At 71.4% G+C, this 15059-nt stretch carries 14 protein-coding genes; 8 read left to right on the top strand and 6 right to left on the bottom strand.

Annotation, left to right across the window (positions count from 1 at the left end):
- Positions 1-287 precede the first annotated feature (287 nt).
- Positions 288-908, top strand: coding sequence for a prepilin peptidase (locus ACGFI1_RS07990; RefSeq protein ID WP_392784043.1), 621 nt, complete (start codon positions 288-290; stop codon positions 906-908).
- Positions 909-914: 6 nt separating this feature from the next.
- Here ACGFI1_RS07990 and ACGFI1_RS07995 read toward each other — a convergent pair whose 3' ends face one another.
- A complete protein-coding gene (locus ACGFI1_RS07995) occupies positions 915-2234 on the bottom strand; it encodes an LCP family protein (RefSeq protein WP_392784045.1) in 1320 nt (439 codons plus the stop codon).
- 718 nt (positions 2235-2952) lie between these two features.
- Here ACGFI1_RS07995 and ACGFI1_RS08000 point away from each other — a divergent pair.
- Complete coding sequence (locus ACGFI1_RS08000; RefSeq protein ID WP_301175230.1) at positions 2953-3810, top strand: serine/threonine-protein kinase; 858 nt, start codon at positions 2953-2955, stop codon at positions 3808-3810.
- A 13-nt stretch (positions 3811-3823) separates the two neighbouring features.
- Here ACGFI1_RS08000 and ACGFI1_RS08005 read toward each other — a convergent pair whose 3' ends face one another.
- The 3 genes from ACGFI1_RS08005 to ACGFI1_RS08015 are packed head-to-tail and all read right to left on the bottom strand — an operon-like array spanning position 3824 to position 6591.
- The gene (locus tag ACGFI1_RS08005; RefSeq protein ID WP_392784048.1) at positions 3824-5413 is read right to left on the bottom strand and encodes an OmpA family protein; all 1590 of its coding nucleotides are present in this window, start codon (positions 5411-5413) and stop codon (positions 3824-3826) included.
- A 54-nt stretch (positions 5414-5467) separates the two neighbouring features.
- On the bottom strand, positions 5468-6025 hold the full coding sequence (locus ACGFI1_RS08010) for an OmpA family protein (protein ID WP_392784050.1): 558 nt from the start codon (positions 6023-6025) through the stop codon (positions 5468-5470).
- 5 nt (positions 6026-6030) lie between these two features.
- Positions 6031-6591: a hypothetical protein gene (locus tag ACGFI1_RS08015; protein ID WP_138638107.1), complete on the bottom strand. Its 561-nt coding sequence runs from the start codon at positions 6589-6591 to the stop codon at positions 6031-6033.
- Positions 6592-6689: 98 nt separating this feature from the next.
- On the opposite strand from ACGFI1_RS08015, the gene ACGFI1_RS08020 reads away from it, so the two are divergent.
- The 6 genes from ACGFI1_RS08020 (at position 6690) to ACGFI1_RS08045 (ending at position 13363) form a co-directional block, all read left to right on the top strand.
- Positions 6690-7313, top strand: a complete 624-nt coding sequence (locus tag ACGFI1_RS08020; RefSeq protein WP_240807917.1) for a hypothetical protein — start codon at positions 6690-6692, stop codon at positions 7311-7313.
- Positions 7314-7664: 351 nt separating this feature from the next.
- Complete coding sequence (locus ACGFI1_RS08025) at positions 7665-8495, top strand: hypothetical protein (protein ID WP_301175235.1); 831 nt, start codon at positions 7665-7667, stop codon at positions 8493-8495.
- A gap of 11 nt (positions 8496-8506) precedes the next feature.
- Positions 8507-10519 carry a fumarate reductase/succinate dehydrogenase flavoprotein subunit gene (locus ACGFI1_RS08030; protein ID WP_392784053.1) on the top strand — a complete coding sequence of 671 codons (2013 nt, stop codon included), beginning with the start codon at positions 8507-8509 and terminating at the stop codon, positions 10517-10519.
- Positions 10516-11286 (top strand): succinate dehydrogenase/fumarate reductase iron-sulfur subunit, encoded by a 771-nt coding sequence (locus tag ACGFI1_RS08035; RefSeq protein ID WP_138638110.1) that lies wholly within the window; start codon positions 10516-10518, stop codon positions 11284-11286. The genes ACGFI1_RS08030 and ACGFI1_RS08035 overlap by 4 nt, the downstream gene beginning before the upstream one ends.
- A gap of 344 nt (positions 11287-11630) precedes the next feature.
- Positions 11631-12338, top strand: a complete 708-nt coding sequence (locus ACGFI1_RS08040; RefSeq protein WP_138638111.1) for a Crp/Fnr family transcriptional regulator — start codon at positions 11631-11633, stop codon at positions 12336-12338.
- A 44-nt stretch (positions 12339-12382) separates the two neighbouring features.
- The gene (locus ACGFI1_RS08045) at positions 12383-13363 is read left to right on the top strand and encodes a LysR family transcriptional regulator (RefSeq protein WP_138638112.1); all 981 of its coding nucleotides are present in this window, start codon (positions 12383-12385) and stop codon (positions 13361-13363) included.
- 3 nt (positions 13364-13366) lie between these two features.
- On the opposite strand, the gene ACGFI1_RS08050 is transcribed toward ACGFI1_RS08045, so the two are convergent.
- Positions 13367-14110, bottom strand: a complete 744-nt coding sequence (locus ACGFI1_RS08050; protein WP_392784055.1) for an arginase family protein — start codon at positions 14108-14110, stop codon at positions 13367-13369.
- Positions 14111-14288: 178 nt separating this feature from the next.
- Complete coding sequence (locus ACGFI1_RS08055) at positions 14289-15041, bottom strand: succinate dehydrogenase/fumarate reductase iron-sulfur subunit (protein WP_138638114.1); 753 nt, start codon at positions 15039-15041, stop codon at positions 14289-14291.
- Positions 15042-15059: the final 18 nt, after the last annotated feature.

Consider the following 15059-nt stretch of genomic DNA (forward strand, 5'->3'; position numbering starts at 1 on the left):
ACTCTAGAGCCTGACGCGGCCGCCCGCCCGGGACGGAAGGCACGCCTCACCGGGCGTGCCGCGCCTCTCCCGGACACCGCCGCCGCGCCCGCCGCAGGATGACCACGTCGCGAGCGGGAGCACCAAGGCCGGTAAACGGCGGAACCGGGAGTTCAGCACCACCTCGGGCGGCCCCTGGCCGAGCACGGAACGGTGCTCGCCTCTATCCCGGGCCGACAGGGCGGGGGCGCTCCGGGCGCGTTATCGTGCCCGAGGCTCCCGATGAGCGCCGGAATGGGCGAGGTGCGATGGTCGCGTTGGTGTTGCTCCTGGTCGGCCTCGCCGCCGGCGTCCTCTTGGCCCCCATGGCGGTGCCGTTCACCGGCCCCGTCGACTGGACGCGGCGGACGGCGCTCGGTGCCGCCACCGCCTGCGTCTTCGGAGCCATCGGATGGCGGATCGGAGCGGAGCCCGTCCTCGGCGCGCTGCTCTACCTCGCGGCGGTCGGCGTGCTCCTGGCGTTCATCGACATCAGGGAGAAGCGGCTGCCGGACCGCTTCACCCTCCCGTCCTACGGCATCGCAGCCGCGCTGCTGGCCGTCGCCGTCCCGTTCACCGACGACGGCCTGCGGCACTTCACGCACGCGCTCATCGGCATGGCGGCGCTCTTCGCGCTGTTCGCCCTGCAGGCGCTCGCCGTCCCGTCCGGCATCGGGCTCGGGGACGTCAAGCTGTCGGGCGTGCTCGGGCTCTGCCTCGGATGGTTCGGCGGGCGCGCCTGGATCACCGGCCTGCTGGTGATGTACCTGATCGGCGGCGTCATCGCCGTCGGCGTGCTGATCGTCCGCCGGACGCGGAAGGGCGAGTTCCCGTTCGGCCCGGCGATGCTCGCCGGGACCCTCGCGGCGGTGCTGGCGGCCACCGGATGAACCCGGTCACGCGCAGGGGTTCTTCCGGCCGGCCTTGACCCCTCCTCCGATCTTGTTGATGGCGGGCGGGGTGAAGCGGCCACCCGCCTTGCCGAGGACGAGACGGACACCGCCCGCGGGCGCGCCGCCGTCGGCGGTGAGGACCGCGTCTGGGAGCGCACGGGCAAGCACAGACGCCTGCGCCTCGGCGGACGGGGCGTAGACGAGCCGGGTCTCCGCGGCGGGGGCCGCCTTCCCGACCGTCTTGGCGACCTTGAAACCGCGCTCCCGGAGCCGGCGCACCGCGTTGTCGACCGCCTTCTTCGGGGCGCCCGCGGCCACGACGGTGACGTTCACCTGCCCGGGCGCGGGCAGGGCCTGCTGGGCGGGAGCGGGCGCGGCCGGCTCCGCGGGCAGGTCGTCGTCGCGGCGGACCGCCTCGAACAGCGCCTGAGCCCGCTCCCGGTTCCACTGCACGCGGTTGGGGTCCGGGGCGTAGCGCTCGACGGGCACGGTCACGAACCGCACCTGCCCGGCGTCCATCCCCTTCAGGCCGTCCGCGATCTTCTTCATGGTCGTCAGGTTCAGGTCGTCGTCGGTCGTCATCGACTTGGTCGCGGCCTTGAGGAACTTGTAGGTCTTGGCCGGGTCGGTGAGCATCGAGCCGCTGGTGGCCTTGTCGACGACGGCGGCCATGAACTTCTGCTGCCGCTGGATGCGCTCCAGGTCGGAGCCGTCGCCGAGCGAGTAGCGGGCCCGCACGTACCCGAGCGCCTGGGTGCCCTTCACCGTCTGCTTGCCGGCCTTCAGATACAGCTGGGCCCGCGGGTCGTTGACGGGCCGGTCGACGCAGATCTCGACGCCGCCGAGCGCGTCCACCATCCGCTTGAACCCGGAGAAGTCGATCTGGACGAAGTGGTCGATGTGGATGCCGGTGAGGCCCTCCAGCGTCTTCCACGTGCAGGTCGGCCCACCGAACGCGAACGCCGAGTTCAGCATGCCGAACTGCGCCGGGACGGTGCCGCCGCCCTCCTTCTCGCACTTGGGCATCTTCACCATCGAGTCGCGGGGGAAGCTGATGCCGACCGCCTGGTCGCGGTTGGGCGACAGGTGCAGCAGGATCGTGGTGTCCGACCGCGCCCCGGTCACACCGTCCGCGTACTCGGAGTTGTCACCGGCCCGCGTGTCGGACCCGAGCAGCAGGATGTTGAGCGACTTGTTGAGCTTCTTCGGACGGTCCGGCCCGAGGCGCCCGCCGACATGCTTCTGATCGATGCCGCCGACGATGTCGTGATAGAGCCACGCCGCCCCACCACCACCGAGCAGCACGACGGCCAAGACCCCCACCGCCGCCCACCGCAAAACCCGCCGCCGCCGAGCCCGCCGCCCCGACCCACGACCCTCAGCACCCGTGCCCTCCGCCCGCGTGCCTTCCGCGTCCGTGGCTCCTACGCCCGCGCCTCCCGCGACCGCGCGCTCTGCGTCGGCCCCTTCCGCGTCGTTGGCTTCCGGCCCTGTGCCCTTCGTGCTCGTGGCTTCCGAACTGGAGCGTTCTACGGCCGCGCCTTCCACGTCCACGCGCTCGGCATCGGCGTCCTTCGTATCCCCGGCCTCGGCGGTGCCGGCTTCCGTGCGCGTGGGCTGCGCACTGGTGGCCTCTGCCTCTGCACTGCCCGCGTTCGTGTGCTCGGTGTCCGCGTCCTCCGCGTTGCCTGCTTCCGCGCTGGTGGCTTGTGTGCCCGTGGCTTTCGCGCCCGTGGCTTCAGCGCTCGTGCGGTTCGTGGGTGCGGGTGGCGTTTGGGGGACGGGGGTGTTTGCGGCTTCCTGCGTGGTGTTGCTGTGGGCGGCGGTGTCCCCCGCGAGATCTTCGCGGCCGGGCTCTTTGTCGCTCATTTGTCCAGTTTCGGGCAGGCCCTGTCCGGGGCGCGTGGTTTGGGGAGATCGTCAGTCTATGGAGGAAGCGGGGAGGTGTGGGGCTCTCCCTGTTCGATGCGCGGTCCCTGCTTTCGGTTGACCGCGCTCGACCCATCCGTCTGGGGGCGGCGGATTCCGTACGATCTGTCCCGTGGACGGAGGGTGGGTGATCGGCGGTCGGTTCACCATGCTCGACCGGATCGGTGCGGGCGGAACGAGCCGGGTGTGGCGTGCCTACGATCACGCGGAGCGGCGCTACTGCGCGGCGAAGCTCATCCGGTGGCAGGGGCGGACGATGCTGCTGCGGGCGATCCGGGAGCAGGCGCTGCGGCTGGCGCATCCGCATGTGGTGACCCCCTACGCGTCGTGCATGGCGGGCGATGACGTCCTGCTGGCGATGGACCTGATGACCGGCGGGTCGGTGGAGACGCTCCTCGGGGACTACGGGCGGCTGCCGCCGGACTACGCCGCCGAGATCCTGGATCAGGTGCTGGCCGCGTTGAGCCGCATCCATCGGGCCGGGATCGTCCACCGTGATGTGAAGCCGGCGAACCTGCTGATGGAGCCGAGTGCGGTCGGTGCGCCGCATGTCCGGCTCGCGGACTTCGGGATCGCGCTCGGGGACGACGGGCTCCGGTTCACCACGACCGGGTTCGTTGTCGGGACGCCCGGCTACCTGGCGCCCGAGGCGCTCGACTGGAACCGGCCCGCGCCGCGGCAGGACCTGTACGCCGCCGGGATGGTCGGCTGGCGGATGCTCACCGGCGCGGGCGACCCGGAGCCGAACCAGCGCATCGGCGAACCGCCCGCGGGGGTGCCGCCGATGCTGTGGACGGTGCTGTCCCATCTGTGCGACCCCGATCCCGCGCGGCGCTTCGCCGACGCGGACGCGGCGCGGCGGGCGCTGGGGTCGTGCCGCCGGGATCTGCGGTTCCCCGCCCGGACCCTGGACGGGGAGCTACTGCAGATCTTCGACCAGTTGGGGTCGCCTCCTCCTCATCGGAGGTAGGTGGGCAGGGTTCTCAGCGGATGGGGACGTTCGGGATCTTGCCGAAGGGGCCCGCGTCGAAGGTGACCGCTGTGACGGACGGCGGGGGAGCGGGGACGTAGAAGAAGCCGCGGTTCGCCGTGCCGGGCTCGGTTCTGAAGACGGCCCATCCGGGGTCGACGAAGCGCAGGTTCACCCTGATCTCTTCGGTGGGGCCCATGCGGACGCCGCGGTAGGCGGTGTTCGTGGCCGGGTCGATGACGGAGAACGCGCCGAACCGGCCGTAGGAGCCGTTCTCGCCCATGTAGCCGTCGGTGGGGAGCAGGTCCTGGGAGCCGACGTTCACGATCTCGAAGACGGCGACGAGGTAGGCGCCGTCGCGGTAGAACGGCTTGACGTCGATGCGCCGCTTCTGGCCCGCGATCCTGCCGATCTCGGCCGTGCGGCTCGCGACGGTCGGGCCGTCCGGGTGGAACGCGGCGGGGGCGCCGGTGCCGGTGCCGGGCTTGTCCTGCGGGGCGGTCTCGGTGGTCGTGGTCGTCTCGGTCGTCTGCTGCTTGATCTGGTAGGAGATCTCGACGCGGCGGTTCTTCTGGCGGGCCTTCTCGTCGTCGGCGCCGCCCTCCTCCGCCACCGGTTCGGTCTCGCCCTTGCCTTCGGCCTTGTACTGGTAGGCGGTGCCCAGGCGGGCCTGGAGCTCCTTCAGGACGACGTCGGCGCGGCGCTGTGACAGGGGCAGGTTGTAGTCGCCGGTGCCCTTGCCGTCGGTGTGCCCGGTGATGAGGATCGGCGGTTTGGCGGGGTCGGCCTTCGCCTTGGTCTCGGTCGCGACCTGGTCCAGGATGGCCTTCGCGCGGGCGGAGAGCGTCGCCTTGTCGAAGTCGAACAGCACGTCGGTGCGCAGCCCGATGGTCTGCTCGCTCGCGCTCGTGCTGGTGGACTGCACCTCGCCCTCGGTGAGGCTGTAGAGGTCGTAGGTCCGGCCGGCGGCGTTGCCGTTCTGCTCGCGTGTCTTGAACGCCACCGTGGCGCCGGGGCTCGGGGGCGTCGCGTCGTCCACGACGGGTGCGGTGGGGCCGCCCTCGCCCTTGCCGTCGACGACCGGGACGCCGGTGAACTCGCCGGCGGTGGTGGGGGTGATCACCGTGATGGTCCGCACCGACTCGGGGAGGCGGGGAAAGGCGACCACCGTCTCGTAGCGGACGCCGGGCCGGACCGTGGTGAAGCGGAGGTCGCTGCCGACCGTGTTGCCCTGGCCGTCGCGGTCGTAGAGCGGGCCGTACGCCTTGTGGCCGACCGGGTCGACGAGCGTGAAGTTCAGCTCGCCGAACGCCGTCCCCGCCGCCGAGGTCGCGAACGAGTACGACTTCGGTTCGCGCTCCGGGTTGGTCAGGTATAAGCGCAGCACCGACCGGTCGCGATGACGCTCGACGGCCCGCACCTCGATCCGCGAGTGGCCGCCGCCGACCGCGGACCAGGCGTCCTTGATCGCCGGCCCGGAGTGGGGGCGGCCGGTCTCCGCGGTGCCGCGGCTCACGGGGGATTCGCCGCCGGAGTCGCAGGCGGCGACGAGGACCAGCGGGATGGCGGTGAGGGCCGCGAGCGCGCCCCGGATGCCTGTCATCGGGATACCTCTTTCCTGTTCGACGGTCAGGCTGAGCGGGGTGACGAGCGGGTCTCAGACCTTCTCGTAGGTGATTTCTACACGGCGGTTCTTCGCGCGGCCTTCGGGATCGTCCTTGCCGCCCTGCTCGTTGGGGGCGACGGGCTTGGTCTCGCCGTAGCCCTTCGCCTGGACGCGCAGCCCGGCCCCGCCGAGGGCGTCCTGCAGGGCGGCCTTGACCGCCTCGGCGCGCCGCCGGGACAGGGCGAGGTTGGAGGCCGGGTCGCCGATGGAGTCGGTGTGCCCCGCGACCTCGACGGCGCCCTTGGCGTCGCGCAGCCGCGGCGCGAGGGCGGCGATGCGGCGGCGGGCGGTGCCGGTGAGGGTGGACTCGCCGAAGTCGAACAGGACGTCCGCCGAGATGCGGACGGTGACCTGCTCGCCGTTGGCGTGCTCCTCTTCCAGCGGGACCACGGCCCTGGAGAGGTCGATGTCGCGAACGGCGGCGCCGGCCTCGATGGGTAGGACGCTCTTGGCGAGGTTGTCGTCGGGCACGCCGGGGTCGGCCCCCGCGGCGGCGGGGACGGCGAGCAGCGTCGCGAGGGCGGCCGCGATCACGGTCGTGCGGCGCATGCGGCTCACCGCTCGACCGGGATGTTGCGGAACGTGGGCCACGACCCGATCTGCACGTCGATGGACTTCACGTTCTCGGGCGGGGCCGCGAACGTGAAGAAGTGGGACGTGGGCTGGTCGTTCGTCATGTGCGTGAAGATGTCGTCGGTCTCCAGCTCCTTGCCGCCGGAGTCCTTCACGACGACGTAGCGCTTGAGGTTGACCGGGTCGATGAGCGAGGTGCCGAGCCCGCGGTCGCCGTTGAGCCCGTAGGCGTTGATCCGGCGGGGCTCGGCGCCGGGGACGTGCGGCGTGAACTGCACGGTCAGCGTGGCCAGCTTGCCCTTCGCCTTCAGCCCCATGATGGCGATGTCGACCTTGGCGCCCACCGCCGCCGGGCTGTCGAAGGTGCCCTGCACCACCGGCTTCGCGGTGTTGTCGAAGCCCGCCTCGCCCGCCTGCACGTCCGCGCCGGCGGCCGACGACTGGGCACCGGACGATGAGGCGTCGTCGCCGCCGACCGCCGAGCAGCCGGCCAGGGTCAGGACCGCGGCGGTCGCGACCACCAGGCGATGGGTCAGGCGCATGGTCGATCCTTCGGTTCGTCGCATATGCAAAGGCTTCCGTGGCACCATGGCATCAGGAGCCACGACAGAGTGTGCGGACGTGAATATAGCGTTTGCATTTGCGAATCGTCAAGGGGGTGGACGGGGTGAGCGTCGCCGAGGACACGGTCGCCCGGAACCGCGCGCTGCAGATCGAGTGGTACGGCGAGCCGCTCGGCGATCGCGTCCGGCCGCTGCTCGACCGGCTCGGGCTGTCGCAGTCGGGCCTCGCGGGCGTGCTCGGGCTGTCCGCGCCGATGCTCTCCCAGTTGATGTCCGCCCAGCGGGCCAAGATCAGCAATCCGGCCGTGCTGCACCGGCTGATGGCGGTGGAGGAGTTCGTCGCCGATCCCGCGTTCGCTGCGCTGCCGCCGGCGACGATCAAGGCGCGGCTGGAGGAGATCAGGGGAGAGGCGGCACCGACCACGTCCGGGCTCCGCATGGCCGCCGACGGCGCCCCCGAGGAGGCCGCCCCAAAGGACGCGCGGGCCCAGGAGCGCGGGACGGCGGAGCCGGCGCGGCTGGTGCAGGCCCTCCTGCGCGAGGTCGCGTCCGCCGCGGAGATCGACGCCGCCGCCGACCTCATCGCCGACCGCTTCCCCGAACTCGCGGAGGTCCTCCGCGTGTACGGGACGGGACGCACGAGCGAGGCCGAGGCGCACTTCGCTCGTACCGTACTCGGCCGGATGCTCGGCGACCGCTAGGTCATTCCTAGGCGTGCTCGTCTCGATTCCCCTGCGCCATAACGACTGGTTATGGAACACGGGCGGTGCGATGGGGGCGCAACCGGGCTAAAGTCTGTGGTCAGGCTCACATACGGGTCTCCCTGTTATGTATGTCACAGCTCGTCAAGTGTGGCGTAGGGTCGCTTCGCTGGAAGCGCACACGAGGCGTCACCGCCCGCATGCGGCACGGCCTCCGGCCGCCCGCCGGGGAGCCATGCCCGGTGGTTCGGCGCGACGGCGCGAGGGAGGCCGCGGGCGGGCGCGACGGCAAACCGGTGCGCGCGGACCGTGGTACGGGGACACGACGACCCGAGCTCAGGAGAGCGATCGATGAGCACTGTGGAGGCGCCCGTCAAGACGCGCGCCCAGATCAAGGAAAGAACGCTCCGCAAGGACAACTGGCGGCTGTATCCCGTCACGACCTTCGTTATCTTCACGGCCTGGGTGGTGTACGCGACGGTCCGGGCCTTCTGGGGCGCGGCGTTCTACGTGCCGGAGTTCCACTACCTGACGCCGTTCTACTCGCCGTGCCTGAACGAGATCTGCAACAACGTGACGGTGAACGGGCACACCGGCGACGCGGCGGAGTTCGGGACGTTCCTGCCGGCGGGCACCCGCGGCTGGATCCCCTTCGCGGCCATCTCGCTGCCGTTCCTGCTGCTGTTCCGCCTGACCTGCTACTACTACCGCAAGGCGTACTACCGCTCGTTCTGGGCGTCGCCGTCCGCGTGCGCCGTCCGCGAGCCGCACGGCAAGTACACCGGGGAGCGCCGCTTCCCGCTGATCGGCCAGAACCTGCACCGCTACTTCTGGCTCGCGGCCGTGCTCATCTCCCTCATCAACACCTACGACGCGATCCGGGCGTTCCACGGCAAGGACGGCGGCTTCGGCATCGGGCTCGGCACGCTCATCCTGGTGGCGAACGTCGTGCTGCTGTGGCTCTACACGCTGTCGTGCCACTCGTGCCGGCACATCGTCGGCGGGCGGCTGAAGAACTTCTCCAAGCACCCGTTCCGGTACCGGATGTGGGGCTGGGTGTCCAAGATCAATGAGCGGCACGGCATGTACGCGCTGATCACCCTGGGCTCGCTGGTGGTGGCGGACGCCTACATCGCGTTCGTCGCCGGCGGCGTGTTCGACGACCCGCGTATCTTCAACTGAGGCCAAGGAACATGACTGAGATCGAGAGGCACTCGTACGACGTCGTGGTGATCGGCGCCGGCGGCGCCGGGCTGCGCGCGGCGATCGAGGCGCGCCTCCAGGGCAAGAAGACCGCGATCATCTCCAAGTCGCTGTTCGGCAAGGCCCACACGGTGATGGCCGAGGGCGGCGCAGCCGCCGCGATGGGCAACGTCAACGCCAACGACAACTGGATGGTCCACTTCCGCGACACCATGCGCGGCGGCAAGTTCATGAACAGCTGGCGGATGGCGGAGCTGCACGCCAAGGAGGCCCCGGAGCGGATCTGGGAGCTGGAGCTGTGGGGCGCGCTGTTCGACCGCACCAAGGACGGCAAGATCAGCCAGCGCAACTTCGGCGGGCACGAGTACCCGCGGCTGGCGCACGTCGGCGACCGGACCGGCCTGGAGCTGATCCGCACCGCGCAGCAGAAGATCGTCGCCCTCCAGCAGGAGGACAAGGCCGAGCACGGCGACTACGAGGCCAACCTCAAGGTGTGGGCCGAGACGACGGTCACCCGGCTGCTGAAGGACGCCGACGGCAAGGTCTGCGGCGCGTTCGGCTACGTCCGCGAGACCGGCAAGTTCGTCGTGTTCGAGGCGCCCGCGGTGGTGCTGGCGACCGGCGGCATCGGCAAGGCGTTCAAGGTCACGTCGAACTCCTGGGAGTACACCGGGGACGGGCACGCGCTGGCGCTGCTCGCCGGCGGGGCGCTGCTGAACATGGAGTTCGTGCAGTTCCACCCGACCGGGATGGTCTGGCCGCCGTCGGTCAAGGGCATCCTCGTGACCGAGTCGGTCCGCGGCGACCGCGGCGTCCTGCGCAACAGCGAGGGCAAGCGGTTCATGTTCGACTACATCCCGGAGGTCTTCAAGGACCAGTACGCCACCTCCGAGGAGGAGGGCGACCGCTGGTACGACGACCCCGACAACAACAAGCGCCCCCCTGAGCTGCTGCCTCGCGACGAGGTGGCCCGCGCGATCAACTCCGAGGTCAAGGCGGGCCGGGGATCGCCGCACGGCGGCGTGTTCCTCACCGTCGTCGACCGGATGCCGGGCGGCGCCGCCGAGATCGTCAAGCGGCTGCCGTCGATGTACCACCAGTTCAAGGAGCTGGCGGACGTCGACATCACCAAGGAGGCGATGGAGGTCGGCCCGACCTGCCACTACGTGATGGGCGGCGTGGAGGTCGACCCGGACACGGGCGCGGCGAAGGTGCCCGGCCTGTTCGCGGCGGGCGAGGTGTCCGGCGGCATGCACGGCTCGAACCGGCTCGGCGGCAACTCGCTGTCGGACCTGCTGGTGTTCGGGCGCCGCGCCGGCCTCGGCGCGTCCGAGTACGTGGACGCGCTGCCCGCGCGTCCCGCCGTCCCGGACGCGGAGGTCGAGGCGGCGACGGCGGAGGCGCTCGCGCCGTTCGAGCGGGAGGGCGGCGAGAACCCGTACGCCGTCCACGCCGAGCTGCAGCAGACGATGAACGAGCTGGTCGGCATCATCCGCAAGGAGGAGGAGCTGAAGCAGGCCATCGAGGCCCTCGGCAAGCTCCGCGAGCGGGTCGCGAACGTCAGCGTGGAGCCGGTCGCGGTCAACGACGGCCGCGGCTACCACCCGGGCTGGCACCTCGCGCTGGACCTGCGCAACATGCTGCTGGTGTCGGAGGCGGTCGCGAAGGCGGCGCTGGAGCGGCAGGAGAGCCGCGGGGGCCACACCCGCGACGACTACCCGCAGATGTCGGCGGAGTGGCGGAAGATCAACCTGGTCTGCGCGCTCGCCGGAGACCCGTCCGCCCCGCACGTCGAGCTGACCCGGCAGCCGCTCGTGCCGATGCGCGAGGACCTGCTCGAGCTGTTCGAGAACGACGAGCTGAAGAAGTACCTGACCGCCGAGGAGCTGCCGAAGGGGCTGGCCGAGGAGGTCGAGACGGAGCGGGCGGAGGCCGCGGCCGGCTCGGGCGCGACGGCCGCCGGCGCCGCCGGCGCCGCGGACGACGAGGAGGACGACCGATGAGCTACGAGGCCAAGTTCAAGGTCTGGCGCGGCGACGACGGCTCCGGCGAGCTCGCCGACTACACGGTCGAGGTCAACGAGGGCGAGGTCGTCCTCGACATCATCCACCGGCTGCAGGCCACGCAGGCGCCCGACCTCGCCGTCCGGTGGAACTGCAAGGCGGGCAAGTGCGGCTCGTGCTCGGCCGAGATCAACGGCATGCCGAAGCTGCTGTGCATGACGCGGATGTCGACCTTCGACCCGGACGAGACGGTCACCGTCACCCCGATCCGCACGTTCCCCGTCATCCGCGACCTCGTCACGGACGTCTCGTTCAACTACGAGAAGGCGCGGGAGATCCCCTCGTTCGACCCGGGCGACGCCAAGCCCGGCGAGCTGCGCATGCAGCAGGTGGACGTGGAGCGGTCGCAGGAGTTCCGCAAGTGCATCGAGTGCTTCCTGTGCCAGAACGTCTGCCACGTCATCCGCGACCATGAGGAGAACAAGGAGAGCTTCGCCGGCCCGCGCTTCCTGATGCGGATCGGGGAGCTGGAGATGCACCCGGCGGACCAGGCCGACCGGCGCAACATCGCGCAGGACGACCACGGCCTCGGCTTCTGCAACATCACCAAGTGCTGCACCGAGGTCTGCCCCGAGCACATCAAGATCACCGACAACGCGCTGATCCCGATGAAGGAGCGGGTCGTCGGCCGCAAGTACGACCCGGTGGTGTGGCTCGGCAGCAAGCTCGGCATCGTGAAGAAGGGCCAGGACACCCCGTCCGCCTGAGCGAGGCTCCCGGACGCCCGGCGTCCGGGGTTTTCGCGAACGTCCCCCGCCGCCCCGCGCGACGGGGGGCGTTCGCGTTTCCGCCGCTCTCCACCGCGGGGGCGGCGCTCTGGCATGCGGCGCTCCCGAGGTACGGCGGGCGGCGTGCCCCCGGACCGCCGCCCGCCGTCCCGCCGTTCCCCGTGGACGCCGTGGACGCCGCTACGGCCCTCCGGTCGCGCACGCCGGGATCCACCCTGACGCACATCCGTCCCCCGGAGTAGGGAATAGTGCACAGAGCGCGTGATTGAACCGTGATTCCCTCCCGGGGGGCGGGCGCCCCCGGATCCCTTTAGCGTTATGGCGTGACCGCTCTCGAACCGGGCTCGTTCCTCGCCGATCTCACCGCGGCGGAGCGCGCGGATCTGGAAGCACGCTCCCGCGTCCGCGAGTTCGAGCGGGGCGACACGCTCTTCTCCGAGGGGGAGGAGCCCGGCTGGGTCGCCGTCCTGCTGCGGGGACGGGTGAAGGCGTTCTCCTACCGCGAGCAGGGCGGCGAGGCGCTGCTGGCGGTGCGCGGGCCGGGCGCGCTGCTCGGGGAGGTCGCCGCGATCGACGGGCTGCCGCGGTCGGCGTCGGTCGCCGCGCTGGAGCCGGTCCAGACCCTCGCGATCGGCGCCGACGAGTTCATGGCGTTCCTGCAGGCGCACGGCCGCGTCTCGATCCTCATCATGCGGATGCTGTGCCAGCGGTGGCGCGACGCCGACCGCAAGCGCGTCGAGTTCGGCATGTTCGACGCGACCGGGCGGGTCGCGCAGCGGCTGGTCGAGCTGGCGGAGCGGTTCGGCGTGCCGTACGTCCCGCGCGGCGGCGCCGACGAGGCCGGGACGGGCGGGGAGAGCGTGCGCATCACGCTGAACCTGTCGCAGGAGGAGCTGGCGGGCTGGGTCGGCGCGTCGCGGGAGGCGGTGAGCAAGGCGCTGCGGACGCTGCGCCGGCACGGCTGGATCGAGACGGGCCGCCGGCGGCTGATCGTCCACGACCTCCAGGCCCTCCGCCGCCACGCGCGGTAACCCGGGTCGCCCGGCGCGGACGCGCTGGCCGTACTCTGTGCAGGATGCAGCTACAGCAGCTCGCCTACTTCGTCGCGGTCGCGGAGGTGCGCCACTTCACGCAGGCCGCGGAGATCCTGCGGGTGGCGCAGCCGTCGCTGTCCAAGCAGATCCGGGCGCTGGAGAGCGAGCTGAACGTCTCCCTGTTCCGGCGCGCGCGCGGCAACATCACCCTGACGCCCGCAGGTGAGGCGCTGCTGCCCCTGGCCAAGCGCATCCTGGCGGACGTCGACACCGCGCGCCTGGAGGTGCAGGAACTCGCCGGCCTCAAACGCGGCCGGGTGCGACTCGGCGCCACGCCGTCCCTCTGCGCGGGCCTGCTGGCGGACGTCCTGCGCCGCTTCCACGACACGTACCCGGGCATCCAGCTCATCGTGGAGGAGGGCGGCTCCCGCGACCTCGTCCGGGAGCTGACGCGCGGCTCGCTCGACCTCGCCCTGGTCATACTCCCGCTCCAGGGCGATCCACCGCTGGACACGACCCCGATACTGCGCGAGTACCTGGTGGTGGCGTCCCCGGCGGGGACGGGGACGCCCGCGCAGCTGCCGCGCCGCTCGTACCTGCGCATCGAGGACCTGCAGAACCGCCCGCTGGTGATGTTCCGTCCCGGATACGACCTGCGGGAGGCGACGATCAGCGCGTGCCGGGCGGCGGGGTTCGAGCCGAAGTTCGCGGTCGAGGGCGGCGAGATGGACGCCGTGCTGCGCTTCGTCGAGGTCGGCCTCGGCATCGCGGTCGTCCCGAGCATGGTCCTCGCGGGGCGTCCCGGCCTGCGCGGGACGCCGCTCGTCCTGGCCGACGAGGAGGCGCGGCGGGGGCGCCACGGTCCCGGCCTGCTCCGCACCATCGCGCTCGCCCACCGCAAGGACGTCGAGTTGACCCACGCCGCGCGCGCCTTCCAGGAGACCTTGGAGGTCTTCCTCGCGGAGGCCGCCGAGGCGGGAACGCTCCCCGCGGGCGTCGAGAACCTGGTCGACGCCAAGTAGCGGTCAGGCGGTCAGGATGTCGCGCAGGACGCGGCCCCGGACGGCGTTGTCATCGCCCTCCGGAAGGTGCCAGGGGCAGGCGATGTCCAGCGCGGCCACGCGGCCGGTCGCGATGACCCGGCGGACGGACGCGATCACCGCGTCGTAGGACGGGCCGCCGCCCACGGGGAACTTCATCCCCGGCAGGTCGTCCTTGTCGATGACGTCCAGGTCGATGTGCAGGAGCAGCGGGCCGTCCGGCAGGACGACGTCGTCCACCGGGCACTGCCGCACCCGCGACGAGGCGAGGAACTCGGCCTCGGCCGGGTCGAGGTCGCGGGCGTCCACGAGGACGACGCGGTCCTCCGGCAGCGGGCGCAGGCCGAGCCGGTCGGGGAGCAGCGCGGTGTCGGTGCCGATGATCTGCCGCAGCGGCATGCCGCCGATGTAGCCGGAGGTGGAGCTCTCCGCCGAGTGGATGTCGCCGTGCGCGTCGTACCAGACGACGGACGCGTCCACCCCGGCCTTCTGCAGCCCGGCGAGGACGGCCTCGGCGAGCAGGCAGTCGCCGGAGACGACCGCCGGACGGGTGCCGCCGGCGACCTGGTCGGCGACCTCGGCCGCGACCGGCTCGCACAGCGCCGCGACGCGGTCCCACACGTCGCCGTCCGGGAGGTCGCGGGTCACCGGGATCAGGTCGAACCCGTCCAGGGGGAAGGACGTGTCGGGGAGCCGTTCATCCTGGTGGTACGGAACAAAAGTGATCACGTGACCACAGTAGAGCAGTAGTACGGCCCCGCCCGGTACTCCGAGCGGGGCCGAGATCAGGGGCCGGTCGGGCCGGCCGGATCGGACCGAAGCGGGTCAGTGCTCTTTTCTGGGGGGCGACCCCCAGCCCCCCGGCAAGGGCCGCTGCGCGCTCCTTCGCTGGCGCTCAGTCGACGCGTCAGCGCTTCTTGCCGCCGGCGGTCGCCTTCAGGTAGTCGCCGTTGAGGCGCCCGATGACGTCCAGCGGGATCTCCTTCGGGCAGGCCGCGGTGCACTCGCCGGTGTTGGTGCAGCCGCCGAAGCCCTCCTCGTCGTGGGTCTCCAGCATGGACACGACGCGGTCCCAGCGCTCCGGCTGCCCCTGCGGCATCAGCCCCAGGTGGGTGATCTTGGCGCCGAGGAACAGCGCGGCGGAGCCGTTCGGGCAGGCCGCGACGCAGGCGCCGCAGCCGATGCACTCGGCGGCCTCGAAGGCGCGGTCGGCGTCCGGCTTCGGCACCGGCGTCGAGTGCGCCTCCGGCGCGGTGCCGGTCGGAGCGGTGATGTAGCCGCCGGCCTGGATCATCCGGTCGAACGCCGACCGGTCGACGACCAGGTCCTTCACCACCGGGAACGCCTTGGCCCGCCACGGCTCGACGTCGATGACCTCGCCGTCCTTGAACTTGCGCATGTGGAGCTGGCACGTGGTGGTGGCGCGCTCCGGGCCGTGCGGGGTGCCGTTGATGACCAGCGAGCACATCCCGCAGATGCCCTCGCGGCAGTCGTGGTCGAACGCGACCGGCTCCTCGCCGTCGGCGATGAGCTTCTCGTTGAGGACGTCCAGCATCTCCAGGAACGAGGCGTCGGGGGAGATGTCGTCGAGCTTGTACTCGACCATCCGCCCCTTGTCCTGGGGGCCGCTCTGGCGCCAGACGCGCAGTGTGAGCTTCATGATTACCTGTCCGACCTC

The organism is Actinomadura geliboluensis (assembly GCF_043197915.1).
GTDB classification, from domain to species: domain Bacteria; phylum Actinomycetota; class Actinomycetes; order Streptosporangiales; family Streptosporangiaceae; genus Spirillospora; species Spirillospora geliboluensis.

Coding starts and splice junctions, on each gene's coding strand:
- ACGFI1_RS08005 (WP_392784048.1), bottom strand. CDS start 5,413: ATGACAGGCATCCGGGGCGCGCTCGCGGCCCTCACCGCCATCCCGCTG.
- ACGFI1_RS08030 (WP_392784053.1), top strand. CDS start 8,507: ATGACTGAGATCGAGAGGCACTCGTACGACGTCGTGGTGATCGGCGCC.
- ACGFI1_RS08025 (WP_301175235.1), top strand. CDS start 7,665: ATGAGCACTGTGGAGGCGCCCGTCAAGACGCGCGCCCAGATCAAGGAA.
- ACGFI1_RS08015 (WP_138638107.1), bottom strand. CDS start 6,591: ATGCGCCTGACCCATCGCCTGGTGGTCGCGACCGCCGCGGTCCTGACC.
- ACGFI1_RS08010 (WP_392784050.1), bottom strand. CDS start 6,025: ATGCGCCGCACGACCGTGATCGCGGCCGCCCTCGCGACGCTGCTCGCC.
- ACGFI1_RS07990 (WP_392784043.1), top strand. CDS start 288: ATGGTCGCGTTGGTGTTGCTCCTGGTCGGCCTCGCCGCCGGCGTCCTC.
- ACGFI1_RS08055 (WP_138638114.1), bottom strand. CDS start 15,041: ATGAAGCTCACACTGCGCGTCTGGCGCCAGAGCGGCCCCCAGGACAAG.
- ACGFI1_RS08035 (WP_138638110.1), top strand. CDS start 10,516: ATGAGCTACGAGGCCAAGTTCAAGGTCTGGCGCGGCGACGACGGCTCC.
- ACGFI1_RS08045 (WP_138638112.1), top strand. CDS start 12,383: ATGCAGCTACAGCAGCTCGCCTACTTCGTCGCGGTCGCGGAGGTGCGC.